This is a genomic window from Arthrobacter woluwensis (assembly GCF_900105345.1).
In the GTDB taxonomy this organism is placed as follows: Bacteria; Actinomycetota; Actinomycetes; order Actinomycetales; family Micrococcaceae; genus Arthrobacter_E; species Arthrobacter_E woluwensis.
This window is the reverse complement of sequence record NZ_FNSN01000003.1, coordinates 2775467-2798467: the sequence shown is the minus strand read 5'-3', so window position 1 is coordinate 2798467 and position 23001 is coordinate 2775467. Positions and strand designations below refer to the sequence as shown.

Genomic DNA, 23001 nt, shown 5'->3' with positions numbered 1-23001 from the left:
ACATGGCGCAGGACAGTGCGATCCGCCTCGTGATCGCGGACGACCAGGCCCTCGTCCGGGGTGCGCTCGCCGCCCTGCTGGGGCTGGAGAACGACATCGAAGTGGTGGCCGAGGCGGGGGACGGCGAAGCGGCGCTGGTCGCCGTGCGGGAGGAGCGGGCCGATGTCGCGCTCCTGGACGTGCAGATGCCGGGGCTGGACGGACTGGCGACGGCGGAACGGCTGCGCCGGGAGGCCCCGCAGTGCCGGGTGCTCATGGTGACGACGTTCGGCCGGCCCGGTTATGTCCGGCGTGCGCTGCAGGCCGGGGCCGCCGGTTTCGTCGTCAAGGACACCCCGGCCCGTCAGCTCGCGGACGCCGTCCGGAGGGTGCACGCCGGGCTGCGGGTCATCGATCCGTCGCTTGCTGCCGAGTCGCTCGTGGCGGGGGAGTCCCCGCTCACCGCGCGGGAGGTCGAGGTGCTTCGGGTGTCCGCGGGCGGCGGGACGGTGGCCGACATCGCGCGCGAGGTGTTCCTTTCGGAGGGCACGGTGCGCAATCACCTCTCGGCGGCCATGGCGAAGACGGGCGGACGGACCCGCGGCGATGCGGCACGGATCGCCGCGGAGAACGGTTGGTTGCTCTAGCCGAACGACCCTGGCCGCGCCGGTGTGGCCCGTGGCATGATGTCGGCACCCTGGCGAGAAGGCCGGCGAAGGAGCTGATGTCATGACCACCTGGAAGATCCGCGATTTCCACGCCTCGGATGTGGAGGGGATCCTGCACCTCTGGGAATCCCTCAAGGCGTCCGGAGTGGAGTCCGTCTACGATCTGGCCGAAGTGCTCGCGTCCTGCGAGAAGGACCACGCCGTGGTCGCCGTGCACGGGGACACGGTGGTGGGAGCCGCCGTCGGGCGTGCGGCGCACGATCAGGGCTGGATCGTCTTCCTGGCCACGCTCGAGTCCTGGCACGGGCAGGGCATCGGCACCTCGCTGCTCGCCGGCGTCGAACAGCGCATGGCGTCCCTCGGTCTGAACAAGCTGTCCGCGCTCATGCCCACCCAGGAGACCCGGGTGGAGGCGTTCCTGAACCGCGGCTTCCAGGTCAAGGCGGACCTGCGGTACTACGAGCGGCGGATCCCCATCCAGCGGGCCGAGCTCGGGGCCCTGGAGCAGCTCGGGGGCCGCATCCTGCCGCGCGATCTCTGGGAGAAGGTCGCGGGCATGACCCGGGAGAAGCAGCTGTTGGAACGGCGGCTCGTGCTGCCCCTGGCGGAAGGCGAGCTGGCGGACGAGTTCGGCGTGGTGCCGCCGCGCGCCGTCGTGCTCTTCGGCCCGCCCGGCACCGGCAAGACGACCTTCGCCAAGGCCATCGCCTCCCGGCTCGAATGGCCGTTCGTGGAGGTGTTCCCCTCGCGCCTCGCAGCAGACCCCGCGGGCCTGGCCGGCGCCCTGCGTGAGACGTTCCTGGAGATCGCGGAGCTGGAGCACGCGGTGGTGTTCATCGACGAGGTGGAGGAGATCGCGGCGCAGCGTTCGGGCGAACCGCCGTCGCCTCTGCAGGGGGTGACGAACGAACTGCTCAAAATCATTCCGGCATTCCGCGATCAGCCCGGCCGTCTCCTCGTGTGCGCCACGAACTTCATCCGGTCCCTCGACTCCGCCTTCCTGCGGCACGGACGCTTCGATTACGTGATCCCGATCGGGCTCCCGGACGAGGAGGCGCGGACCGCCATGTGGCAGCGGTTCATCCCCGCGACCGTGCTGGCGGACGTCGACATCCAGGCTCTCGTGGACCGCAGCGAGGGGTTCTCCCCGGCGGACATCGAATTCGCTGCGCGCAGCGCCTCCCAGCGGGCCCTGGAGAAGGCGGTGTACGACGCCGGCGGCTCGGCCCTCGCGGCTGCGCCCGGCGCTGTCGCTGGCGCCGGCCGCCGCGGTCCCACCACGCGCGACTACCTGGAGACCATCGCCGACACCCGGGCGACCGTCAGCGAGGAGGTCCGCGAAGCGTTCCTGGAGGACATCGGGACGCTCGCCCGGACCTGAGTCAACCGGCCTCGGCCCCCCGGGCCGGTTCCGCCCTGAGGTGAAGTCCGCGGAAAATCCGTGGGCCATGGCGTCATGGGCCGGGGGAGAAGGGCCCGCTCTGACTAGACTGAGGGCGTGAGTGACGCACAGTACCCGGCCCACGCCTCCGAACGCTGGGTCGCTGAGCCGGCCAAGAACACCTACCGGTCCGACTTCGAACGGGACCGCGCCCGGGTGCTTCATTCGTCCGCCCTGCGGCGGCTCGGGGCGAAGACCCAGGTGGTGGCGCCGGACACGGACGACTTCGTCCGGACCCGCCTGACCCATAGCCTCGAAGTGGCCCAGGTGGGCCGTGAACTCGGCCGTGCGCTCGGCTGCGATCCCGACGTCGTGGACACCGCTTGCCTTTCCCATGATCTGGGACATCCGCCGTTCGGCCACAACGGTGAGTCCGCGCTGAACGACATCGCCCACGACATCGGGGGCTTCGAGGGCAACGCCCAGACCCTGCGCCTTCTCACCCGTCTCGAGCCGAAGGTGCTCGCCCCGGACGGCACCCCCGCCGGGCTGAACCTCACCCGCGCCAGCCTGGATGCCTCGTGCAAGTACCCGTGGCAGGCCGCCGACGCCCCCGTGATCCACGGCCGCCGCACGAGCAAGTTCGGCGCCTACGAGGACGATCTGCCGATCTTCGACTGGGTCCGGGACAACGCCCCGGCGGGCCAGACCTGCATCGAGGCCCAGGTCATGGACCTGGCCGACGACATCTCGTACTCGGTGCACGACGTGGAGGACGCCGTCGTGGCCGGGCATTTCCAGCTGCGCTGGATGGACAACCCGGACCACCGCGCCCGCGTGGTGGGCTACACCCGGCAGTGGTACCTGCCGCACGCCGACCCCGCCGAAGTGGACGAGGCGCTGAGCCGCCTCGAGAAGACGGCCGTCTGGGTGCGGGAAGCCGACGGCAGCCGGAAGTCGATGGCCGCCCTGAAGAACATGACGAGCCAGCTGATCGGACGGTTCTGCCAGAGCGCGCTCGAGGCCACCCGGTCCGTCTACGGCCCGGACCCCCTGACCCGGTACAACGGACAGCTGATGGTGCCCGAGGAGACGGTCATGGAGATCGCCGTCATGAAGGGCCTGGCCACCACGTTCGTCATGACCACGGACCACCGCCAGCCGATCTACGAGCGGCAGCAGGAGGTGCTGCGGGCTCTCGTGAGCGCGCTGACCGCCACGGGGGACAAGCATCTGGAGCCCATGTTCGCCGCCGACTGGCGCGCCGCGGACAGCGACGACGCGCGCTTCCGGGTCGTCATCGACCAGGTGGCGTCGCTGACGGACGGATCGGCGCTGAGCCTGCACGAACGCCTGGTGGGCAGCCTGCCGTCACTCTGGTGATCCCGCGGGCGGCCGTCCCCGGGCCGGCCCACCCACCGCGGCCGTCCCGGCTTGCCAGCCGGACTAGGATGGAACCGTGGCTGGACTGATCAAAAGGGAAGACATCGAGGCGGTCCGCCAGCGCACCGACATCAAAGAGGTGGTGGACGGGTACGTCACCCTCCGCAGCGCGGGCATCGGCTCGTTCAAGGGACTCTGTCCTTTCCATGACGAGCGCAGCCCCAGCTTCCACGTCCGTCCCCAAGTGGGCACGTACCACTGCTTCGGATGCGGTGAGAGCGGCGACGTCATCTCCTTCGTGCAGAAGATGGACCATCTGTCCTTCAGTGAGACGGTGGAGAAGCTCGCGGCCAAGGTCGGCATCGAACTCCGCTACGAAGACGGCGGCACCGGACCGCGACGCGAGGATGTGGGCAAGCGCCAGAAGCTCCTGGACGCCCACAAGATCGCCGCGGAGTTCTTCGCCGTCCAGCTCCTGACGCCGGGCGCCATCGAGGGCCGGCGGTTCCTCGCCGAACGCGGTTTCGACCGCGCCGCCGCGGAGTCCTTCGGCGTGGGGTTCGCCCCGCAGGGCTGGGACGGGCTGCTCGGCCACCTGCGCACCAAGGGCTTCCGTGATGACGAACTGGTGCAGACCGGCATGTTCTCCACGGGCCGGGAAGGGTCCGGCCGGCTGTACGACCGCTTCCGGGGACGGCTGATCTGGCCCATCCGGGACATCACGGGAGACGTCATCGGCTTCGGCGCGCGCAAGCTCTTCGAGGACGACAAGGGCCCCAAGTACCTCAACACCCCGGAGACTCCGCTCTACAAGAAATCCCAGGTCCTGTATGGGATCGACAAGGCCAAGCGGGACATCGTGCGTGGCCGGCAGCTCGTGGTGGTCGAGGGCTACACGGACGTCATGGCCTGTCACCTCGCGGGCGTCACCACCGCGGTCGCGACCTGTGGCACGGCCTTCGGCGGGGACCACATCAAGATCGTGCGGCGGCTCCTCTCGGACGACGGCACCGGTGGCGAAGTGGTCTTCACCTTCGACGGCGACGCCGCGGGCCAGAAAGCGGCCCTGCGCGCCTTCGAGGAGGATCAGCGTTTCGTGGCGCAGACCTACGTGGCGGTCGAGCCGTCCGGCGCGGACCCCTGTGAGCTCCGGCAGCACCGGGGTGACCAGGCCGTGAAGGATCTCATCGACAGCCGCAGGCCCCTGTTCGAGTTCGCCATCCGGGTGGGCCTGAAGAAGCACAATCTCAACACCGTGGAGGGCCGGGTCCAGGCCCTGCGGGAGGCCGCGCCGATCGTGGCCCGGATCCGGGACGGGTCGTTGCGTCCCGCGTACACCCGCGAACTGGCCGGCTGGCTGGGCATGTCCATGGAGGAGGTGTCCCGCGCGGTGCAGACGGCCGCGCGCCGGGCCGCGGCGGCGCCGTCGTCGGGCGATCACGGGGGAGCGCCCGCGCAGGAGCCGGCGGACAGCGCACCGCTGTACGGCCGCCCGGATCCGCGGGATCCTGCCGCCGCCATGGAGCGGCAGTCGCTGGAGGTCGCCCTGCAGCAGCCTCAGGTGCTCGACGAGCGTCACTGGCAGATGTTCTCCCAGGCCCACTTCGTGGTGCCCGCCTACCAGGCCGTCCACACGGCGATCCGAGCCGTGGGCACGGCGCGGGGCGCCGACCCGGTGACCTGGGTCGAGACCGTCCGCGAAGAGGTTCCGGAGCCGCTGCGGGGCCTCGTGTCGGAGCTCGCGGTCGCGATGATCCCGGCGCCCGACGAGGATGCTCTCCTGCGGGCGTGCCGGGACATCCTGGCCCGCCTGTTCGAGTTGGACATCACCCGTCAGAAAGCGGATCTGCTCGGTCAGCTGCAGCGCATGGGGGCCGACGCCGACCCCGCCACGGTCCAGGACCTGAACCGGCAACTGCTCTCCCTGGAGATGCAGCGGCGGTCGCTGCGCCAGACCGCCTGAGCGTCTCCGGGCAGGCGCGGGGCCCGATTTCATGTTCGGGGTCCGGCTCTGGTAATGTCTTACTCGCTTCGATCCTCCTTAGCTCAATTGGCAGAGCATTCGACTGTTAATCGAAGGGTTGCTGGTTCAAGTCCAGCAGGAGGAGCTTCCGCCCCGGGTGGGCGGCCTGAAACGGCCGCTGACCCGGGGTTTTTCTTTGCCTGGGAACGTTTTCGTGAGCCGGGAAGGACCCGGGGGGAGCCGATCAGCGCTCCGACGGCGTCCGACGTGGAGCGTCCGCAGGCGTCCCGGAGTCCTGAGTGGCCCGCAGGGCTCCGATCAGGCGTTCGGTGCACCCCACGATCACCAGGAGCCCTCCCAGGAGCGAGACGCGGAATCCGCCGGTCACGAACGCGTCCATGGCCACGAGCAGCAGGCCGATGCCGATCAGCAGCGGGCCGAACGTCCCGTCGGCCTTCCGTGCACGGTCCGGTCCTGGTGTGTTCCGCATCTCCTGTGGCGTCATGCGGCCAGACTACCCGTCCGGCTCAGCTCCCGCTGGTCACACGTTCTTCGAACGCGGTCCACCCCGGGGACAGGAGGGCGAATGTGGCCTCGAGGGATGCCCGGGGGTCCTCCGTGCGGTCGAGGAACGCCCAGGTCTCCAGCGCGTAGTGGGAGAAGACCTGGATGAAAGGGTCCGTGGCGGGCAGCCCCAGCTCGTCGGCGATGGTCAGGATCAGGGCCTTCTCGTGCCGCATCCACATGGACCGCTCGTACTCACGGAGGGACGGCGCGGCCTGGACCATCGCGTCGAAGGCCGCCACTTGCGCGCCGTACTGCTCGTGCTCCTCCATGACCGCGCGGAGCCACTGGTGGATGGCGGTGCAGATGGTCATGCCCGGCTCGCGGTTCCTGACCGCGTCCAGGAGTGCGTCCCGGATCTCGTCGTCCTCGTCGTAAACGAGGGCCTCCTTCTGGGGGAAGTGAGCGTAGACGGTGGCGAGGGAGACGTCGGCGCGTTCGGCCACCTCCTTGATGGTCACGGCGTCGAAGCCGCGGTCCTGGAAGAGTTCGAGCGCGGCGTCCGAGATCGCCTTGCGGGTCGCTGCCTTCTTGCGTTCCCGGCGTCCCGGGGTGGTGGTGTCGGCCATGCTCACCAGGATAGTCGCTCTAAAACTAGAATGACTCTAGTTTTAGTGTTACTCTAGCGACATGTCCCTGAATTCCTCCCCTCCAGCTCCGCCGCCGTCTCCGCGCCGCGCCTGGTTCATGCTCGTCGTCCTCGCCATGCTCACCGTCATCGGCATGACGGTGGTCCTGCCCGTCATGCCATTCATCGTCCAGGAGTACCTCCCGCACGGCGACCCGAACCTCGCCCTCTGGGTGGGGGTCCTCGAAGGCGTGAACGCGTTGTGCGCCTTCCTCGCGGCGCCGTTCCTCGGCGGTCTCTCCGACCGAGTGGGCCGCCGGCCCGTCATCATCATCGCCTCGTTCGGCGCGGTCATCGGCTACCTGGTGTTCGGCATCGGCGGATCCTTGTGGGTCCTCCTGCTCGGCCGTGTCATCCAGGGCGTCACCGCCGGCGACCTCCCCGCGCTCTTCGCCTACACCGCGGACATCACCCCCGCCAAGGACCGCGCCAAGCGATTCGGGCTCCTCGGGGCTCTCAACGGCATCGGCTTCATGATCGGCCCGGCCCTCGGCGGGCTCCTCTCCGCCATCGACATCCACCTGCCGGTCTTCGCCACCGCCGTCGTCGCCTTACTCGTGGCGATCCTCGCGATCTTCCTGCTGCCCGAGTCCCTCGCGCCGGAGAACCGCACCCCGAAGCTCGCGCTCGAGGAACTGCACCCGGTGAAGGTCATCTCCGATGCGTTCCGCCGGCCCGGGCTGCGCGGTCTGCTCCTCGTGTTCGCGCTGATGATGATCCCGTTCGCCTTCTTCACCAACAACTTCAGCGTGCTCGCCATCGACGCCGTCGGCTGGAGCGCCGCCCAGATCGGCTTGCTGGTGGCCGTCATCGGCGTCCTGGACGTCGCGGTGCAGGGCGGCCTGCTGGCCGTGCTGCTTCCGAGGATCGGCGAGAAGAAGACCATCATCATCGGCATTCTGGGGCAGGGTCTCGGATGTGCGGCTCTGGTCATCCTCGCCTCGGTGCTGGCCCAGCCGTGGCTGCTGATCGCCGGCGTGCTCATGCTCGGAGCCTCGCAAGGCCTCACGCAGGCTCCGCTGGACGGACTCATCTCCAGCTCCGTGGGCGACGACGAGCAGGGCCGCGTGGCGGGAGCGCTCCAGGCTGTCGGATCGGCCATCCAGATGGCCGCGCCGATCGTGGCCGGTCTCCTGTACAGCGGGATCGCGCATGTGGCGCCCTACCTGCTGGGTGTGCTCTTCATCCTGGCTGCGGCGGTGGTCTTCTCGCGCCTGAGGCTGCCGAGGAGCGCCCACGAAGCGCCTCGCGGGGAAGGGGCCGTGGTCTGAGCCGGCGTCCCTGAAACGGGGCGGCGAGCGGGGCTCGATTTCATGTTCGGGCCCCGCCTCTGGTAACGTCTTACTCGCTTCGATCCTCCTTAGCTCAATTGGCAGAGCATTCGACTGTTAATCGAAGGGTTGCTGGTTCAAGTCCAGCAGGAGGAGCTTCCGCCCCGGGTGGGCGGCCTGAAACGGCCGCTGACCCGGGGTTTTTCTTTGCCCGGCTTCTGTGTCCGAGCGCCGTGTCCGAGCTCCGTGCCCTGTCGCGCGACGGCGGTCAGCGGACGAGGTGTCAGTGAACGAGGTGCAGGGCCGCCCAGTCGCGGCGCAGCAGCCCGTAGACCCACGAGTCGGAGACAACGCCGTTCACGATGCAGTCCTCGCGCAGCGTCCCTTCCAGGACGAAACCGAGCTTCTCGAGCACCCGGGCGGAGGGCGCATTGCGGGTGTCGGCTTCGGCCTGCACCCGGTTGAGGTCCAGGGCGCCGAACGCCCACTGCAGCAGCGCCCCGGCGGCTTCGGTCGCGTGGCCCTGGCCCCAGGCGGACTGCCGGAGGCAGTATCCGAGGGACGCGCTCCGGAAATCCGGGTTCCAGCTGTTGAAGGTGATCCAGCCGAGGAACGCCTGATCAGACCGTCGCTCGATGACCAGCCGGACGCCGGTGCCCTCCTCGGCCATGCGCCGGTTCCCCGCCAGGAAACGCTCGACGGCGGAGCGTTCCGTCCAGGGCGGCGAGTCCCAGTACCGCAGCACCTCGGCGTCGCTGTTCAGGGCGTAGAGGTCGTCGCCGTCGGCCTCGGTGAACGGCCGCAGGCGCAGCCGGGTGGTGTCGAGGGTCGGAGGGGGAAGAATCATGCCGCCATCCTGTCACGCCGGCTCCGGCGCGGGATGGCCGCAGGGCGCTCGGGTGAGCCCGAGGAGGCTCGGCCCGGGCCTACTTCCGGTTCCGGCCCCACGGACCGGGGTTGAGCCGGTAGAGCACCGCGGCCCCGATCAGGGCCCCGAACACGATCCCCAGGGCGCCCTGCCCGATCGCGCGGCCCGCGAAGTAGCCCAGCACGCCGCCGATCACGGCGCCCACGAAGAGGCCTCGCCCGTTGCGGTGCGCCTTCTTCCCGGCACGGGGATCCGACGGGCCGCGACGCCAGGGGGCCGCCACCCGGGCGCCGGACGCCCGCAGGGCCTGTGCGCGCTCCCTCGCCCCGCGGAGGGAGGAGGTGCGGCGTGGGCGCGGGGCGTCGTCGTGGGTCACGTGGCCAGCCTAGGCGATCGCGGGCACCGAGCGGGGCCGGATGATGAGCCACAGGCTCAGGATTCCGACGCCGATGCAGGCGATCATGATCGCGGCCATCGGCACGGCCGAGTCGGTGCCGAGCAGCCCGACCACGGGGGAGAGGAGCCCCGCCGTGAGGAAGGTGCTCGCGCCCAGCAAGGAGGCCGCCGTGCCCGCGCGGTCACCGTGGCTGGCCAGGCCGAGCACCTGGACGCACGGGAAGCAGAAGCCAGTGCACATGATGTAGAACCACAGGGGGATCGCCAGGCCGAGGAGCCCGGCATGGGAGGCGTCCGCCACGATGATCAGCAGGGCGGAGACGATCTGACCCACCGTCGCGAAGGCCAGGATCCATTGGGGGCCGACCTTCTTGATCAGCCGCGAGCTGATCTGCACCCCGGCGACGATGCCCAGCGAATTGATGCCGAACAGGTAACCGTACTGCTGCGGGGTGAAGCCGTAGAGCCGTTCGAACAGGAACGGAGAGGCCGAAAGGTAGGAGAACAGGCCCGCGAAATTCATGCCGGCCATGATGAGCACGCCCACGAAGATCCGGTCCGTGAACAGCACCCGGTAATGGCTCAGCACGCTCGTGCCGGAAACGCGGCGGCGCTCCACCGGAAGCGTCTCGCGGACCAGGAACAGGCAGCCCAGGATGACGAGCGCGCCGTAGCCGGCCAGGAAGAGGAAGATGCCAGGCCACGGGGTGATGAGGAGCAGCTGGGAGCCGATCACCGGAGCCAGGATGGGCGCCAGGCCGTTGACCAGGGACATGGCGGCGAACATCCGCACCATCGAGTACCCCGCAAAGAGGTCGCGGACCATCGCCATGGAGACCACGCCGCCGCCGGCCGCGCCGATGCCCATGAGGACGCGGAAGATGCCCAGCGGCACGATGTCGTGCGAGAACGACGCCCCGATCGAGGCCAGGATGTGGAGCGCGGTGGCGCAGAGGAGCGGCACCCGCCGCCCCACCTTGTCGCTCAGCGGGCCCACCAGCAGCTGACCCAGCGCGAAGCCCACGGTGGTGCCCGTCAGGGTGAGCTGCACGGCCGCCTGGCTCACGCCGAGGTCCCGTTCGATCGCGGGGAACGCCGGCAGGTATAGATCGATGGTGAAGGGACCCAGCGCGGTCAGGGCGCCGAGAATCAGGACATAGGTGATCTTCTGACGCCGGGACATGGCGGAGCCAAGGGAAAGGGTGGGGGTGGTCACCTCCACTATCTTAAGCGGCTCCTCTGCCCCGGGAAGGGGCGCGGGGACCACTCGATGCAGGTGAACGCACATGAACATGGCGACGGCGGAACCTCCACGACCGTGGCGCAATGATAGTTTTGTCCAAGGCGGGGCTGTCCTCCAGGGGTCGGCCTGCCGCCACCGTGGCCCTGGTCACGGCCTTTTCTATCCGTCGAGTCGATGTGAGGCGAAACTGATGAGCGGACGCCATGCGAGCACCGTACGGCCCCAGACAAGCCTCAAGGCGCTTCCGGCCACGGCCCGGAGTGCGGCCCAACTGCTGCCCCGCCAGATCCAGGACGAGATCACCCTCGCTCAGCTGGAACTCAAGGACAAGGGCGTCAAGGTAGGGATCGCCTCCGCCGGATTCGTCGCGGCCCTCGTCTTCGTGGGCCTGCTCGTGATCGCGCTGGTGGTCGCCGCCATCATGGGTCTGGCCACGGTCATGCCGGCCTGGCTCTCGGCTCTCATCGTCTCCGCCGCGTTCCTGATCATCGCCAGCATCGGTGGTCTGTTCGGGTTCCTCAAGCTCAAGTCGGCCATGCCACTGCTGCCCGCCGAGGCGATCCGCGGCTTCAAGCACGATCTCGGCATCGTCAAGGAAGGCAGCGCGTTCGACGCGAGCATCCTCGACCCGGAGTCGCCCGCCGCGAAGGCCGCTGCCGAGGCGAAGGCGGAAGCCAAGGCGAAGGCCCGCGAAGAGGCGGAGGCCAAGGCGAAGCAGAAGCTCGCCGAGGAAGGTCCCGCTCCCACGCAGCAGCAGATCATGGCGCGACTGGACGAGCGCCGTGCCCACCTGACCGGCATCCGCGACGACCTGGGCGTTCAGCTCGACGTCAAGACCCAGGCCCAGGGCCTCGTGTCCGAGGTCAGGGAACGTGCCGAGTCGGTCCGCGAGTCCGCGCAGCAGCGTTTCGCCGGCGCGACGGGTGGAGACAACGGCATCGCCGGCGAGCTGACGCAGCGCTGGAAGCCGATCGCCGTCGCGGTGGCCGCCGGAACCGCTTTCGTGGTCCTCCTGCGCAAGCTCATCAAGTCCTGACGCTGTCCCGGCCGGAGCCGGGCTGGTTCGACGGATTCGCACGGAGGAAGGGGGAGGATGAAGCTCATCGGCGCTGGCGCACGCCCTGGCGTGCCGCAAGTCGACCATGACCGCATCCTCACGGTGCCCAACGTCCTCACGGTGATCCGGTTCCTCGGCGTCCCGCTGTTCATGTGGCTCGTCCTGGGGGTTCACGAGTACGGCTGGGCCGTCGCTGTCCTCGCCGTCATGGGGTCCACCGACTGGGTGGACGGCTATGTGGCCCGTCGCTTCGACCAGACCTCCAAGCTCGGCCGCATCCTCGATCCCGCCGCCGACCGCCTCGCGCTGATCGCCGTGGCCGTGACCCTGGTCCTGGCCGGCGTCGTGACCTGGTGGTACCTGGCCGCCCTGCTGGTCCCGGATCTGATCCTCGGCACGGCGTCCCTGCTGTACTTCCGCAGCCATCCCGATCTTCCCGTCAGCGTCGTCGGCAAGGTCCGGACGGCGCTGCTCCTCCTTGGAACCCCGCTGCTCGTGCTCTCAGAGTTCGCCGGCGGGCGGCCCTTGGCCATCACGGCCTGGGTGCTCCTCGGCCTCGGGCTGGTGGGTCACTGGATCGCGGCCACGGGCTACTTCGCCGCGATCATCCGCAAGGGCCGTCCGGTGCGGGAGGCGCGCGTCGCAGGTCACCGGGAGGGGACGGACTCGAACACCACGGCAACCGGCGTCGACGACGGCGGGCGGAGCGGCGTCGTCGGGCGCCCTGAGACGGGGGAGAAGGACGGTGAGGGCCGGTGATCTGGTTCGCTGTCATCCTGGCGATCCTCGGGGCGTTCTGCCTGGCGATCGGCGCCCAGCGGCAGGGGAGTGCCGTCAAGGCGGACACCGGTGGTCTGGCCCTCGGCTCCAGCAGCTTCGTCCGCCTGCTCCGCAATCCCCGCTGGCTCCTGGGTCTCGCCCTGCTCGCCGGCGGCATGATCATGAACTGCATCGCGCTGATCTCGGCGCCGCTCACCGTGATCCAGCCGATCGGCGCGATCGCGCTGGTGATCACCACCGTGGTGAATTCCAAGGACCAAGGCCTCAAGATCAACCGCGCCACCGTGGTGGCGATCTCGGCCTGCGTCACCGGTTCCGCGCTCTTCGTGCTGCTGGCGGTCAACGCCACGCAGGAGAACCACCATGTGGCGGCGTCGGATGAACTGGCCGTGGTGCTGCTGCTGGTCCTGGCGGTGGGGGTGTTCGGCTCCCTGGCCGTGGGCTTCCGGCACCGTCTGAACGCTTTCGTCTACATTCTCGGCGCCGGGGTGCTGTTCGGTTTCGTGGCGGTCCTGACCCGCATCATCGGCCGCCACCTGCTGGACCCGAACGGCCAGTTCCTGCTCAATGTGCCGTGGTACACGGTCGTGGCGATCGCGGCGGCGGGTGGCCTCGGTTCGTGGTTCGTGCAGAGCGCGTACTCCGGTGGACCTCCGGATCTGGTGATCGCGGGGCTGACCGTGATCGATCCGATCGTGGGCATTGCGATCGGCGTCACCATCCTCGGTGAGCTGCGTCCCGATGTGCAGCCGGTGATCGGGATATCCATGATCGCAGCGGCATGCCTTGCTATCGTTGGGGTGATCGCCTTGTCCCGTCACCATCCCGAGGTGACCAAGCGCAAGAAGGAAGCTGCACGGAAATCGGCCGGTAAATCGGCCTAGGGCCACAGCCCGCGACCCACCAACGCCAGGAGAACCTCACCCATGACGTCCACCGACGGCAGTAAGCCCCTGACCATTCTGATCGCCGCGGACACCTATCCGCCGCATGTGAACGGGGCCGCGCAGTTCGGCTACCGTCTGGCCAAGGGCATGACCGCTCGCGGACACCGGGTGCACGTCCTGGCCGCCCGCGCGGACAAGGGCAAGAGCTACACCGAATTCCGGCCGGAAGGAACGGTGCACCGGATCCGCTCCCACGCGGTGCCCACGCACGATTCCTTCCGCATCACCTTCCCCTGGGAGATCAAGAAGGAAATCGCGCTCCTCTTCGACAAGGTGCAGCCGGATGTGGTCCACATCCAGAGCCACTACATGATCGGCGAGCACGTGCTGTACGAGGCCGTGAAGCGCGGCATCCGCGTGGTGGCCACGAACCACTTCATGCCGGAGAACCTGAACCCGTTCCTGCCCTTCCCGCAGTGGCTGAAGGACCGGATCGGCCGCATCTCCTGGAAGGACATGGGCAAGGTCATGGGCCAGGCCGACGTCGTCACCACTCCCACGCCGCTCGCCGCCCGTGCCATGCACCAGCACGCCTTCCTGCACCAGGTGCTGCCGCTCTCCAACGGCATCGACACGCCGGCCTACGAGCTCCAGCCCGGCGAGGTGGTGGAGAAGAACCTGTACCCCACCATCCTGTTCGCCGGCCGCCTGGCCGAAGAGAAGAACATCGATGTCCTGATCAAAGCGGTCGCCCGGCTCCCGAAGGAGCTGAACGCCCACCTGGAGATCGTGGGCGGCGGCGAGGTCCGTCCCGCTCTGGAGCAGCTCGTGGCCTCCCTGGGTCTGGGGGACCGCGTCCGGTTCCTGGGCCTCGCGCCCGATGATGAACTGCGCCGCGCCTACATCCGTGCCGACCTGTTCTGCATGCCGGGCACGGCGGAGCTGCAGTCCCTCGTGACGCTGGAGGCCATGAGCGCGTCCACGCCGGTCGTGCTGGCCAACGCCATGGCGCTGCCGCACCTGGCCGACGACGGCGTCAACGGCTACCTGTTCGAGCCGAACAACGTGGTCGACCTGACTGAGAAGATCCGTCTAGTCCTGGACCAGCCGGAGGAGGCCCGCAAGGCCATGGGCGACGCCAGCCACGAGATGGTCCAGAAGCACAGCCTGGAGAACACGCTGAAGACCTTCGAGGACATCTACCGCGGCGCCGCGTACGAGGATCTCCAGGTCTGAGACTTCGCGCCCTTCGGGGCGTCTCCATGACAGGTACGACGGCGGCCGCCGGGTAGACTGTCCGGGTGCCGTTTCGGGGTCTTGAACCTGGTGGCGGCGCCCCGAGGGGGTATAGCTCAGCCGGTTAGAGCAGGGGACTCATAATCCCTTGGTCCTGGGTTCAAGTCCCAGTGCCCCTACGTGTCATAGCCCCGGAATCGCTCTGATTCCGGGGCTATCGTGCGCTACGACCCGCAGAAGCCGGCCCTACCGTCTTCGCCGCCTTCCCGGCCGACACGGACTACTTCGGCTCTCAGACCCAGCAGGTGATGTTCAACTTCCGGGTCAGAGACCTGGACGCCATGCTCGCTCAGCTCCGGGACAAAGGCGCGAACGTGGTGGACGACGTCCAGGAGATGGAGGGCGTCGGCCGTTTCGCGTGGGTCATCGACCCCGCTGGCAACAGGATCGAACTCTGGCAGGCGGAATGACCCGCGCTGACTGACCGAAGCCGACCGGCCGGCCCAGTCACCACATCCCGACGAGCCCCCGACGGCGCCGCTCACCCCTGAGGTGAGCGGCGCCGTCGTCGTTCGCAAAGAGAGTGCGGGGAGTGTGACGAGCCCCTCAGGGACAAAAGATTGCACCAGGCAACTAATGGTGCAAAAATACACTATGTGAGTAATAGTGCAAACTTTGAGGGTGGCCTCCGGGAACGCAAGCGCGCGGCGACGCGTCAGGCGATCACCGCGGCCGCGCGGTCCCTCACGGCGGCCCACGGCCTGAGCGGTTTCACCGTGGAGGAGGTCTGCGAGCAGGCAGGCATCTCCCGTCGCACGTTCTTCAACTACTTCCACACCAAGGAGGACGCCGTGATCGGCGCCTTCTCGGATGAACTGCCTCACGACGCGCTCGAGGCCTTCTCCGCAAACCCTCGACGTGAGAAGGGAAGGATCTCCGGCACGCTGCTGGAGGCGCTCTTCCGCTTCACCGTCGACGTCGTGACCCGTTCCACCGTCAGCCCGACGGAGATCCGGCAGCTGATCGCGGCCATCGCCGCGGAACCCCAGTTGCTGGGCCGTCTGACCGCGGAAGGGGAGGCCCGCGAACGCCAGTTCGCGGAACTCGTCGCCTCCCGCGAGGGCCTTCCGGTGGATCACCCGGAGATCGTCATGGCCGTCGCCGTCTTCAGCGCCGTGTGCAAGAAGACGAACCAGACCTTCTTCTCCGAGGACAACACCGCCCCGTACCGGGAGCTGCTGGCCACGAACCTCCGTGCCGCCCGCGCACTCTTCGACCACTCGTCCGACTCCTTCGACATCCCCTCTTCTGACACCACCGAGGACCGCCCATGAGCACCACCACCAAGGCAGCGCAACCCCTGCTGCTGACCCAACGAAGAATCTGGATCATCTTTTCGGCCCTGATCGCCGGGATGCTGCTGTCCAGCCTCGACCAGACCATCGTCTCCACCGCGATGCCGACCATCGTCGGCAAGCTCGGCGGCGTGGAACACCAGGCGTGGATCACCACGGCCTACCTCCTGGCGACCACCATCGTCATGCCGATCTACGGCAAGTTCGGCGACGTCCTCGGCCGCCGCAACCTCTTCCTCGTCGCGATCGGCCTGTTCACCGCGGCGTCCGTCGGCTGTGCGTTCGCCACCGACTTCTGGTCGTTCGTGATCTTCCGCGCCATCCAGGGTCTGGGCGGCGGTGGCCTCATGATCCTCTCGCAGGCGATCATCGCGGACATCGTGCCCGCCAAGGAACGCGGCAAGTACATGGGCCCGCTGGGCGCCATCTTCGGACTCTCCGCCGTCGCCGGCCCGCTGCTGGGCGGCTTCTTCGTGGACCACCTCACCTGGGAGTGGGCCTTCTACATCAACATCCCGATCGGCATCGCGGCCTTCGCCATCGCCTGGTTCACGCTGACCCTGCCGAACAAGAAGGCCGAGAAGCGCATCGACATCCTGGGTGTGCTGCTGCTCTCCGCCGCCACCGCCTGCCTCATCTTCTTCACCGACTTCGGCGGCAAGAAGGACGAAGGCTGGGATTCGCCCACCACATGGCTGTTCGGCGCGGGGCTCCTCGTGGCCGCCGTCCTCTTCGTGCTCGTGGAGCGCAAGGCCGAGGATCCGATCATCCCGCTGAGCCTGTTCAAGAACCGGATCTTCATCAACGCCACGGCGATCGGCTTCACGCTCGGACTCGGCATGTTCGCGGCCATCGCCTTCGTCCCGACGTTCCTTCAGATGTCCTCGGGCACCTCGGCGGCCGTCTCCGGCTTGCTGATGCTGCCCATGATGGTCGGCCTGATGGGGACCTCGATCTTCTCCGGTATCCGCATCTCGAAGACCGGCAAGTACAAGATGTACCCGATCCTCGGGGCCGGGCTGACGATCGTGGCGATGCTCTGGTTCACGACGCTGACGGCTGCCACTCCGATCTGGGTCATCTGCATCCAGCTGTTCATCTTCGGCGCAGGCCTCGGCCTGATCATGCAGGTGATCGTCCTGGTGGTGCAGAATGCGGTCCCGGCCGAACAGATCGGCACCGCCACCAGCACCAACAACTACTTCCGTGAAGTGGGCGCCTCCCTCGGTGTCGCCGTGTTCGGGTCGCTGTTCACCACCCGTCTGGCCGACTCGCTGACCAAGGCGTTCACCGGCGCCGGCGCGTCGACCGAGCAGGCGTCCCAGGCCACCAAGACGCTGGATCCGCAGACGCTGTCCCAGCTGCCGTCCGCCGTCCGGGACGCGATCGTGAACGCCTACGCCGACTCCCTGGCCCCGGTGTTCTGGTACCTCATCCCCTTCATCGCGGTGGCGCTGCTGCTGGCCATCACGCTCAAGCAGATCCCGCTGTCCGACACGGCCGGCATGGTCGCCCGCGGTGAGGCCGTGGGCGGCGAAGAGGCGGAGCGTCTGGAGGCCGAGCGCCTGAGCGGCGGCCCGGCGTCGGACGCCCCGGTCCTGCTGGTGGAGGATGAACACGAGAAGGACGACGACGCCGAGCTCGCCTCTCCGCGCAGCTGACGTCCCGCGCGTGACGCGCAGCCCGCGTCACCGAAGAAGGGTGGCCGCACCTCAGGTGCGGCCACCCTTCCGTGTATCCCGTGGCTGGACGGTCCCGACCTCGGGGCGACCCGCCAGGAACCCTGGGCCGTCAGCCGACGGTCGGAGTGTGCTCAGAGAGAGTGTTCAGAGCACGATGGACATCTGGGGTCGGTCTTCTCCGGGCGTGTCCTGGGACGCGAATCCCACGCCGTACGGCAGCGTCCCCGACGGGTCCTTCGGGAAATCGTCGCCGGAGAGCCGCGTGGTCACTTCTCCCACGAGCGCCGGTTCTCGCATCGTCTCCTTCAGCAGCAGGGGACCGGTCAGCGGATGGGCGTCGTCCTGGTGGGCCCGGGCCTTCTTCCGCTCCTCGTGCCGTCTTTCGACGAAGTCCCGGAACCGTTCGAGGTCTTCGCGGACACTCGTCGGCTCCAACCGGAACAAGGAGACGGTGTGTTCCGAGGGCTCGCGGGGATCCCAGATGACGTCCACGGTGATCCGCGTGAGTTCAGGTTCCAGGGAATCGAAGAGCAGCTGGCCGTGGCTTTCGAGGCCGTCGCTGCAGTCCCAGCGGATGAGGCGGTCGGGACGCTGCTCTTCGATGGTGGTCTTGATCGTGCGGTGGGTCCCGTCGACCTCGGCGGTGAGGAGGGCGGGTGCGTCGTCCTGCCGCTCGACGGACACCACATGCGACATGAAGTGAGGGAAGAGCTCGAACTCGGCCCACTGCTCGTAGCTGAGCCATAACGGGGCTCTGACGTCGATCTCTTCCTGTATCTGTGCCAACTGCATCATCTCCTTGAGAAGTGTGAATCTGCGCTCCGGGCGCTCCGACGAAGGTCTCGGCGGAGTCGTCCCGGGCGCGGCGTGAACGGGTCAGACGGTCAGTGACAGCTCCCGCTCGGCGCGCGGAACACGCAGTTCCTCCGCCATGGAGCGTGAGGTGATGTCGATCCGCAGATGGCGGTGGTGCGCGTCGCGGACCGCGGCGAGGTAGAAGGACCTTCTCTCTAGGCGGGAGCAGGCCGGAGTGGTCTGGCAGAGCATGAACACGATCCGGTCTCCGCGCATCTGATAGCGGGCGACGCCGACGACCGTGCCGTTGCGGTACATCTCGAACTGGGACTGGACGACGTTGTCCACAACGTGCTCATTCCGGTTGATAAGACGCATGATCTTCTCCTGACGGGTGGTGCGAGGACGGCGGAACCGGAATGCCACGAGGTGGCCGGCCGAACGTCTTGACGGGTGGCCGGATATCCGGCGGGGTCAGTCGCTGCTGTGACGCAGCTCCGGATGCTCGGCGGTCAGCATCCAGTGGAGCTGTTCGAGAGTTTCGAGGACGTCGTGGAGGAGGTCTGCCGTGGTGGGATCCTCGGAGTCCACGGCATCGTGCACCGCAAGAGCGGTGGCGGCAGCGGCTTGCAGCCGCTCGCCGATGTCAGCCACGACGACGTCGGTGCTCACCGGGCCGGGAGGGAATTCCTTCAGCGTGGTCGTCTCCGTGATGGTGCGCGTTCGTCCGTCGGGCTCAGCGTGGAGAGCCCTCAGGCGTTCGGCCAACCGGTCGGAGAGGAGCCGGGAGGCGGCGACGATTTCGTCGAGTTGCAGATGGAGGTCCCGGAAATTCGGACCCACCACATTCCAATGTGCTTGCTTCCCCTGAATTCCCAGGGCGATGAGGTCGACCAGTACAGCCTGAACCTGCCGTGCAAGGTCGGATGATGCCTTCATGCGCTGATCCCTCCATCAACGTGCGGGCTGGCGGTTGGAAGGTAACGTAACTGAAATAACGATAGCTTGACAAGCTAGTAAAAAACAAGGGATCGGCGTAGGCTCGAAACATGGGACACCACGAGAAGGAAACTGACCGAGATCCCCGCCCTCAGGACGAGGGGCATGACGTGGGGAACCAATCCGAAGAACGCGAAAAGGCCGGAGTCCGGCCCGGGTCCGGGCCGGAGCGCAGCGCTGAAGACGTGCCGGACGGCTCCGGCACCGATCTCGATGAGCACCATGAGCCGGAGTCGGACCGTTTCGACGCCGGCTGAGACGCGAGGCCCAGGGAGAAGCGCCGGGGGCGTCTCCGGCACTGCGCGCGGCCTGTGAACTTTCATGAAGGAGAAATCATGCCAGACAAGAAGAATCCATCATTGAAGGACCCCGAACTCTATGAAGAACTCCGTGAGGACGGGGCTTCCAAGAGCAAAGCAGCCAGGATTTCCAATGCGGCAGCCAAGAAAGGCCGCAGTGCGGTCGGCCGGAAAGGCGGAAAATCCGGCGATTACGAGGACTGGACGGTCAAGGAGCTGAAATCCAAGGCCAAAGAAATCGGCTTGAAGGGCTATTCGGATAAGCGCAAGTCGGAACTGATCGACGCGCTCCGCAACTCCTGAACGGTTTCGCCTCCCTGCCTGACCGGAAGACTGACCAGCCGCATCACTCATCAGCCACAACACTGACCAGATGGAACGGCCCCGGGACGGAAGTCCCGGGGCCGTTCTCCGCTGTTCGCCGGAGGAGCCGTCAGCGCCCGTTCTCGCCCTCGCCCTCCTCCACGTCGTCGACGGCGGCGTGCACGCGCGGGCCGATGAACGCGACCGTCACGAAGAGCAGAGCCAGCACCCCGAGCGCGGCCACGGCGCACAGCGTCGCAGCGGTCCTCCCGGCCACGACATCGACCGTGAAGGTGAGCGTCCCGGCCACCAGCAGGGGGAGCAGGACCAGTACGGTCTTGCTCGCGCGGTCGGCCAGGCCCACGAGGGACCCGCGCTGGTGGCGCCGGAAGACCCGGCGGTGCACGGCCACCGGCAGGAGCGTGATGATCGTGGTCGCTGCGGCCAGGAGGACGAGGCCCAGGTACAGGGCCTTGTCCCACGTGTCGAGCGACGCGAAACGCTGCTGGAACGGCAGGGTGAATAGGAAGCCGCCGATGATCTGAGCGGCCGTCTGCGTGACCCTGAGCTCCTGGAGCAGTTCATTCCAGTGCCGGTCCAGCCGATGGGTCTCTGACTCGCGGCGCTGGTAATCGTCGTCGCTGTCTTCCATCTCGCACCTCCTCTGAAGCCGCAGCCGCGGCCTTCCTCACGGGCTGGGAATGCCGCCGTTCGCGTTGAGCGTCTCGCCGACCACATAGCTGGACTCGGAGGAGGCCAGGAACACGTAGCAGGGCGCCATCTCCGCCGGGTGACCGGCACGGCCGAGCGCCGTGTCCTTGCCGAAGTCGGGCAGGCTCTCCTTCAGCTGGCCGCCGCTGATCTGCAGGGCCGTCCAGACCGGGCCGGGCGCCACGGCATTGACGCGGATGCCCTTCGGCGCCAGCTGCTGTGCGAGGCCCTTGGTCAGATTGTTGATCGCCGCCTTCGTCGAGGCGTAGTCCAGCAGATCCGAGGACGGCTTGTACGCCTGGATGGACGTGCTCGCCACGATGCTCGAACCGGGCGGCATGTGGGGCACCGCGGCCTGGATGAGGCGGATCATCGCGAAGACGTTGATCTGGTAGGTCTCCTCGAACTGCGCTTCCTCGATCTCGTTGAGCTGGGCGGTGGCGACCTGCCGGCCGGCGTTGCTGACCAGGATGTCCAGTCCGCCGAGCCCCTCCACGACGTCGGTGACGAGGGCGGCGGGGGCGTCGGGGTCCGTGAGGTCCGCCGGCAGCGTGAGAGCTTTACGCCCGGCCTTCTCGATGAGCGCCGCGATCCTAGCCGCGTCGTCCTCTTCTTCCGGAAGGTAGGAGATGGCGACGTCCGCCCCCTCCCGCGCGAAGGCGATGGCGACGGCGGCGCCGATGCCGGAGTCCCCGCCGGTCACGAGGGCCTTGCGGCCCTCCAGGCGGCCGAGTCCGCGGTAGTAGTCGTCTCCCAGATCCGGCTCGGGGGTCATCAGGATCTCCAGGCCCGGGGGCTCCTGGTGCTGGATGGGTGGAGTCACCTCTGGGAACAGTGTGACGGGGTCGCGGAACGTGTACTGGTCACTCATGGTTCAACTCCTCCATGCGGAATGTGAATGATCGTTCGTCGTGTCCTGACGAACGGGCAACGGGGCCGTCCCGGATGAGACGGATGCCGTGGAAAACGGGAAAGAATGCCCGCTCACTGCGGCTTGCGGGGCATAGACTTGCTGTCGGGGGCGATGTATCTAGATCGTCTAGTAGTTAGAGAGTGGAAGGGGAATGGTGTCCTATGGCACTGGAACTCATCAACAGAAGCTGGCTTGAGGGAGGCGACCAGGACCGCGTCCTGTCCGCACTCCACCTGCTGAGGGAGTTCGTCGTGGTGGAAGCCGAGACCCGGACCAACCTCATGGCGGACCTGAAGATCAAGAGCAACGACCTCTCGGCACTGCGGTTCGTCCTCGACGGATCGGAGGAAGGCGCCGTCAGCCCTCGCGCCCTCGGACACCACCTCGGCATCACCTCGGCCTCCACCACCGCCCTCGTCAACCGCCTCGAACACGCGGGATACCTGCGTCGGGAGCCCGACCCCAAGGACCGCAGGGGCCTGGTGCTGCACACCACGCAGGCGGCGCGCGTGCTGCTCGAGTCCAGCCTGCAGCGGCAGGTTTCGTCCCTGCTCGCCGCGGCCGGATCCTTCAACCCGGACGAACTGGCCGTCGTCGAGGATTTCCTCCAAGCGGTCACCGACGCCCTCCGCTCCTGATCCTCACACCGTCGGCGGGTCCGTCAGCGGGGGCTGCCCCGGGGGCGGACCGTCGTTCGGCGAGGGGATCGTCCCATGCCAGCCGCCGCTCGCCTGGTGGCGTTCCTCGATGTATTTCTTAAAGTTCGCCAGATCCTGGTGAACGCTGACCTGGTCCAGCTTGAAGAACGAACCGATCGCTTCCACCACATCCTCCGGGTTCCACAGGATGGACACGTCCAGGCGTGTGGCGTCCGGACCGACGGGTTCGAAGCGGATCTCGCCGTGGTGCGCGGGACGGTCCGTGTCCTGCCACCGGATCATGCGGTCCGGCCTCTGTTCCTGGATCCGCGCGGTGAAGGTCCGGCGGACGCCGCCGATCGTGGTCGTGAACCGGACCAGATCGTCCTCGAGCTGTTCTGTCTGGGCGGCGTGGTCCATGAACTCGGGGAAGAGCTCGAACTGCGTCCACTGGTCGTACGCGGTCCACAGGGGGACCTCGACGTCGATGGTTTCGTGAATCTGTGCCATGGTGCTGGCCTCCTGGTGTTCTCTGCGACGGGAGTCTCCGTGGAGCGCCCGTCCGGAATGGTCTGCCCGCGCTGACGTGGGGGCCGGGCCGTACTGCTCAGGAAGTCCGGGCGCCCTGGTGGCTGTTGCGGCCGCCGCGGACCTTGGCCTCATGGGGCTGTGCTTCGGCACCCTTGCGTCCTGCTTCGTGGGGATCGGCGCCGTGCTCTGAACCGAACTTGCCGGTGCTGGCCTCGCCGCCGCGGCGGGCCTGTTCCTCGGTGTCCTTGCGGTTTCCGAACTGTCCGGGATTCTTCGTGTCAGCCATGCTGTTCTCCTTCCGAATGACTGTGCCGGTGGCCGCTTTCCGCGACCGTGTTTCCAGCCAAACAGGCTGGCAGCGGTCGACGGTAGCCCTGTGGTTCACGGCGTCGCAGCGGTACACTGTGGGGTCGGTTTTTCACTCCTGCCGGCCGTGCCCGAAGGCCCGAGACGGCCTGTCGCCGAGCGGTC

The 23001-nt window shown here is 67.8% G+C and carries 25 protein-coding genes, 3 tRNA genes and 2 pseudogenes; 18 read left to right on the top strand and 12 right to left on the bottom strand.

Annotation, left to right across the window (positions count from 1 at the left end; genetic code table 11):
* Positions 1-2 precede the first annotated feature (2 nt).
* The 5 genes from BLV63_RS13450 (at position 3) to BLV63_RS13430 (ending at position 5519) form a co-directional block, all read left to right on the top strand.
* Positions 3-626 (top strand): response regulator transcription factor, encoded by a 624-nt coding sequence (locus BLV63_RS13450; protein WP_066215153.1) that lies wholly within the window; start codon positions 3-5, stop codon positions 624-626.
* 82 nt (positions 627-708) lie between these two features.
* Positions 709-2028 carry an ATP-binding protein gene (locus tag BLV63_RS13445; RefSeq protein WP_066215155.1) on the top strand — a complete coding sequence of 440 codons (1320 nt, stop codon included), beginning with the start codon at positions 709-711 and terminating at the stop codon, positions 2026-2028.
* A gap of 117 nt (positions 2029-2145) precedes the next feature.
* Complete coding sequence (locus BLV63_RS13440; RefSeq protein ID WP_066215158.1) at positions 2146-3411, top strand: deoxyguanosinetriphosphate triphosphohydrolase; 1266 nt, start codon at positions 2146-2148, stop codon at positions 3409-3411.
* Between the two features lie 76 nt (positions 3412-3487).
* Positions 3488-5374 carry a DNA primase gene (dnaG, locus tag BLV63_RS13435; RefSeq protein ID WP_066215160.1) on the top strand — a complete coding sequence of 629 codons (1887 nt, stop codon included), beginning with the start codon at positions 3488-3490 and terminating at the stop codon, positions 5372-5374.
* A gap of 72 nt (positions 5375-5446) precedes the next feature.
* Positions 5447-5519 (top strand) — tRNA-Asn (locus tag BLV63_RS13430).
* Between the two features lie 99 nt (positions 5520-5618).
* Here the strand turns inward: BLV63_RS13430 and BLV63_RS13425 are convergent.
* Together BLV63_RS13425 and BLV63_RS13420 are read right to left on the bottom strand one after the other, a co-directional pair.
* Positions 5619-5879, bottom strand: a complete 261-nt coding sequence (locus BLV63_RS13425; protein WP_139244696.1) for a hypothetical protein — start codon at positions 5877-5879, stop codon at positions 5619-5621.
* Positions 5880-5901: 22 nt separating this feature from the next.
* On the bottom strand, positions 5902-6507 hold the full coding sequence (locus BLV63_RS13420; protein ID WP_066215164.1) for a TetR/AcrR family transcriptional regulator: 606 nt from the start codon (positions 6505-6507) through the stop codon (positions 5902-5904).
* 61 nt (positions 6508-6568) lie between these two features.
* On the opposite strand from BLV63_RS13420, the gene BLV63_RS13415 reads away from it, so the two are divergent.
* Both BLV63_RS13415 and BLV63_RS13410 read left to right on the top strand, forming a co-directional pair.
* Positions 6569-7837: an MFS transporter gene (locus BLV63_RS13415; protein WP_254780559.1), complete on the top strand. Its 1269-nt coding sequence runs from the start codon at positions 6569-6571 to the stop codon at positions 7835-7837.
* A gap of 83 nt (positions 7838-7920) precedes the next feature.
* Positions 7921-7993: transfer RNA gene (locus BLV63_RS13410), tRNA-Asn, on the top strand.
* A 127-nt stretch (positions 7994-8120) separates the two neighbouring features.
* Here BLV63_RS13410 and BLV63_RS13405 read toward each other — a convergent pair.
* The 3 genes from BLV63_RS13405 to BLV63_RS13395 form a co-directional block, all read right to left on the bottom strand.
* The gene (locus BLV63_RS13405; protein WP_066215167.1) at positions 8121-8684 is read right to left on the bottom strand and encodes a GNAT family N-acetyltransferase; all 564 of its coding nucleotides are present in this window, start codon (positions 8682-8684) and stop codon (positions 8121-8123) included.
* Positions 8685-8763: 79 nt separating this feature from the next.
* Positions 8764-9081: a GlsB/YeaQ/YmgE family stress response membrane protein gene (locus BLV63_RS13400; RefSeq protein WP_254780612.1), complete on the bottom strand. Its 318-nt coding sequence runs from the start codon at positions 9079-9081 to the stop codon at positions 8764-8766.
* A gap of 9 nt (positions 9082-9090) precedes the next feature.
* Positions 9091-10284 carry a multidrug effflux MFS transporter gene (locus BLV63_RS13395; RefSeq protein WP_066215387.1) on the bottom strand — a complete coding sequence of 398 codons (1194 nt, stop codon included), beginning with the start codon at positions 10282-10284 and terminating at the stop codon, positions 9091-9093.
* A 250-nt stretch (positions 10285-10534) separates the two neighbouring features.
* Here BLV63_RS13395 and BLV63_RS13390 point away from each other — a divergent pair, with 250 nt between their 5' ends.
* The 8 genes and pseudogenes from BLV63_RS13390 (at position 10535) to BLV63_RS13355 (ending at position 17320) form a co-directional block, all read left to right on the top strand.
* Positions 10535-11380 carry a phage holin family protein gene (locus BLV63_RS13390; RefSeq protein ID WP_066215171.1) on the top strand — a complete coding sequence of 282 codons (846 nt, stop codon included), beginning with the start codon at positions 10535-10537 and terminating at the stop codon, positions 11378-11380.
* A gap of 57 nt (positions 11381-11437) precedes the next feature.
* Positions 11438-12031: pseudogene (locus BLV63_RS13385) on the top strand (CDP-alcohol phosphatidyltransferase family protein); the annotation flags it as partial.
* A 125-nt stretch (positions 12032-12156) separates the two neighbouring features.
* A complete protein-coding gene (locus tag BLV63_RS13380) occupies positions 12157-13065 on the top strand; it encodes a DMT family transporter (protein WP_066215173.1) in 909 nt (302 codons plus the stop codon).
* A 42-nt stretch (positions 13066-13107) separates the two neighbouring features.
* Positions 13108-14304 (top strand): glycosyltransferase, encoded by a 1197-nt coding sequence (locus BLV63_RS13375; RefSeq protein WP_066215175.1) that lies wholly within the window; start codon positions 13108-13110, stop codon positions 14302-14304.
* Between the two features lie 105 nt (positions 14305-14409).
* Positions 14410-14483 (top strand) — tRNA-Ile (locus tag BLV63_RS13370).
* A gap of 87 nt (positions 14484-14570) precedes the next feature.
* Positions 14571-14774 (top strand): annotated as a pseudogene (locus tag BLV63_RS13365) (VOC family protein); the annotation flags it as partial.
* Positions 14775-14960: 186 nt separating this feature from the next.
* On the top strand, positions 14961-15638 hold the full coding sequence (locus BLV63_RS13360) for a TetR/AcrR family transcriptional regulator (RefSeq protein WP_066215176.1): 678 nt from the start codon (positions 14961-14963) through the stop codon (positions 15636-15638).
* Entirely contained in the window at positions 15635-17320 is a 1686-nt protein-coding gene (locus BLV63_RS13355) for an MDR family MFS transporter (protein ID WP_066215178.1), read from the top strand. The genes BLV63_RS13360 and BLV63_RS13355 overlap by 4 nt, the downstream gene beginning before the upstream one ends.
* A gap of 165 nt (positions 17321-17485) precedes the next feature.
* Here the strand turns inward: BLV63_RS13355 and BLV63_RS13350 are convergent, their stop codons facing one another.
* From BLV63_RS13350 to BLV63_RS13340, 3 genes are all read right to left on the bottom strand, one after another.
* Positions 17486-18127 (bottom strand): SRPBCC family protein, encoded by a 642-nt coding sequence (locus BLV63_RS13350; RefSeq protein ID WP_169795525.1) that lies wholly within the window; start codon positions 18125-18127, stop codon positions 17486-17488.
* Between the two features lie 90 nt (positions 18128-18217).
* Positions 18218-18514 carry a hypothetical protein gene (locus BLV63_RS13345; protein WP_139244695.1) on the bottom strand — a complete coding sequence of 99 codons (297 nt, stop codon included), beginning with the start codon at positions 18512-18514 and terminating at the stop codon, positions 18218-18220.
* A gap of 96 nt (positions 18515-18610) precedes the next feature.
* A complete protein-coding gene (locus tag BLV63_RS13340) occupies positions 18611-19075 on the bottom strand; it encodes a Dps family protein (protein ID WP_066215183.1) in 465 nt (154 codons plus the stop codon).
* Between the two features lie 170 nt (positions 19076-19245).
* On the opposite strand from BLV63_RS13340, the gene BLV63_RS18680 reads away from it, so the two are divergent.
* The gene (locus tag BLV63_RS18680) at positions 19246-19392 is read left to right on the top strand and encodes a hypothetical protein (protein WP_157412734.1); all 147 of its coding nucleotides are present in this window, start codon (positions 19246-19248) and stop codon (positions 19390-19392) included.
* Between the two features lie 78 nt (positions 19393-19470).
* Entirely contained in the window at positions 19471-19737 is a 267-nt protein-coding gene (locus BLV63_RS13330) for a DUF7218 family protein (RefSeq protein WP_066215187.1), read from the top strand.
* Between the two features lie 130 nt (positions 19738-19867).
* Here the strand turns inward: BLV63_RS13330 and BLV63_RS13325 are convergent, their stop codons facing one another.
* Entirely contained in the window at positions 19868-20389 is a 522-nt protein-coding gene (locus tag BLV63_RS13325; RefSeq protein ID WP_074784306.1) for a DUF6328 family protein, read from the bottom strand.
* A 36-nt stretch (positions 20390-20425) separates the two neighbouring features.
* On the bottom strand, positions 20426-21319 hold the full coding sequence (locus tag BLV63_RS13320; RefSeq protein ID WP_066215189.1) for an SDR family oxidoreductase: 894 nt from the start codon (positions 21317-21319) through the stop codon (positions 20426-20428).
* Positions 21320-21522: 203 nt separating this feature from the next.
* Here BLV63_RS13320 and BLV63_RS13315 point away from each other — a divergent pair, with 203 nt between their 5' ends.
* A complete protein-coding gene (locus BLV63_RS13315; protein ID WP_066215191.1) occupies positions 21523-21999 on the top strand; it encodes a MarR family winged helix-turn-helix transcriptional regulator in 477 nt (158 codons plus the stop codon).
* 3 nt (positions 22000-22002) lie between these two features.
* Here BLV63_RS13315 and BLV63_RS13310 read toward each other — a convergent pair whose 3' ends face one another.
* On the bottom strand, positions 22003-22509 hold the full coding sequence (locus tag BLV63_RS13310) for an SRPBCC family protein (protein WP_066215193.1): 507 nt from the start codon (positions 22507-22509) through the stop codon (positions 22003-22005).
* A gap of 97 nt (positions 22510-22606) precedes the next feature.
* Positions 22607-22816, bottom strand: a complete 210-nt coding sequence (locus BLV63_RS13305) for a hypothetical protein (protein WP_066215196.1) — start codon at positions 22814-22816, stop codon at positions 22607-22609.
* Positions 22817-23001: the final 185 nt, after the last annotated feature.

Excerpts from the sequence above, each read along its gene's own strand:
- BLV63_RS13450 (WP_066215153.1), top strand. The coding sequence starts at position 3 with ATGGCGCAGGACAGTGCGATCCGCCTCGTGATCGCGGACGACCAGGCC.
- BLV63_RS13445 (WP_066215155.1), top strand. The coding sequence starts at position 709 with ATGACCACCTGGAAGATCCGCGATTTCCACGCCTCGGATGTGGAGGGG.
- BLV63_RS13425 (WP_139244696.1), bottom strand. The coding sequence starts at position 5,879 with ATGACGCCACAGGAGATGCGGAACACACCAGGACCGGACCGTGCACGG.
- BLV63_RS13420 (WP_066215164.1), bottom strand. The coding sequence starts at position 6,507 with ATGGCCGACACCACCACCCCGGGACGCCGGGAACGCAAGAAGGCAGCG.
- BLV63_RS13415 (WP_254780559.1), top strand. The coding sequence starts at position 6,569 with ATGTCCCTGAATTCCTCCCCTCCAGCTCCGCCGCCGTCTCCGCGCCGC.
- BLV63_RS13405 (WP_066215167.1), bottom strand. The coding sequence starts at position 8,684 with ATGATTCTTCCCCCTCCGACCCTCGACACCACCCGGCTGCGCCTGCGG.
- BLV63_RS13395 (WP_066215387.1), bottom strand. The coding sequence starts at position 10,284 with ATGTCCCGGCGTCAGAAGATCACCTATGTCCTGATTCTCGGCGCCCTG.
- BLV63_RS13390 (WP_066215171.1), top strand. The coding sequence starts at position 10,535 with ATGAGCGGACGCCATGCGAGCACCGTACGGCCCCAGACAAGCCTCAAG.
- BLV63_RS13375 (WP_066215175.1), top strand. The coding sequence starts at position 13,108 with ATGACGTCCACCGACGGCAGTAAGCCCCTGACCATTCTGATCGCCGCG.
- BLV63_RS13355 (WP_066215178.1), top strand. The coding sequence starts at position 15,635 with ATGAGCACCACCACCAAGGCAGCGCAACCCCTGCTGCTGACCCAACGA.
- BLV63_RS13345 (WP_139244695.1), bottom strand. The coding sequence starts at position 18,514 with ATGCGTCTTATCAACCGGAATGAGCACGTTGTGGACAACGTCGTCCAG.
- BLV63_RS13340 (WP_066215183.1), bottom strand. The coding sequence starts at position 19,075 with ATGAAGGCATCATCCGACCTTGCACGGCAGGTTCAGGCTGTACTGGTC.
- BLV63_RS13330 (WP_066215187.1), top strand. The coding sequence starts at position 19,471 with ATGCCAGACAAGAAGAATCCATCATTGAAGGACCCCGAACTCTATGAA.
- BLV63_RS13325 (WP_074784306.1), bottom strand. The coding sequence starts at position 20,389 with ATGGAAGACAGCGACGACGATTACCAGCGCCGCGAGTCAGAGACCCAT.
- BLV63_RS13320 (WP_066215189.1), bottom strand. The coding sequence starts at position 21,319 with ATGAGTGACCAGTACACGTTCCGCGACCCCGTCACACTGTTCCCAGAG.
- BLV63_RS13315 (WP_066215191.1), top strand. The coding sequence starts at position 21,523 with ATGGCACTGGAACTCATCAACAGAAGCTGGCTTGAGGGAGGCGACCAG.
- BLV63_RS13310 (WP_066215193.1), bottom strand. The coding sequence starts at position 22,509 with ATGGCACAGATTCACGAAACCATCGACGTCGAGGTCCCCCTGTGGACC.
- BLV63_RS13305 (WP_066215196.1), bottom strand. The coding sequence starts at position 22,816 with ATGGCTGACACGAAGAATCCCGGACAGTTCGGAAACCGCAAGGACACC.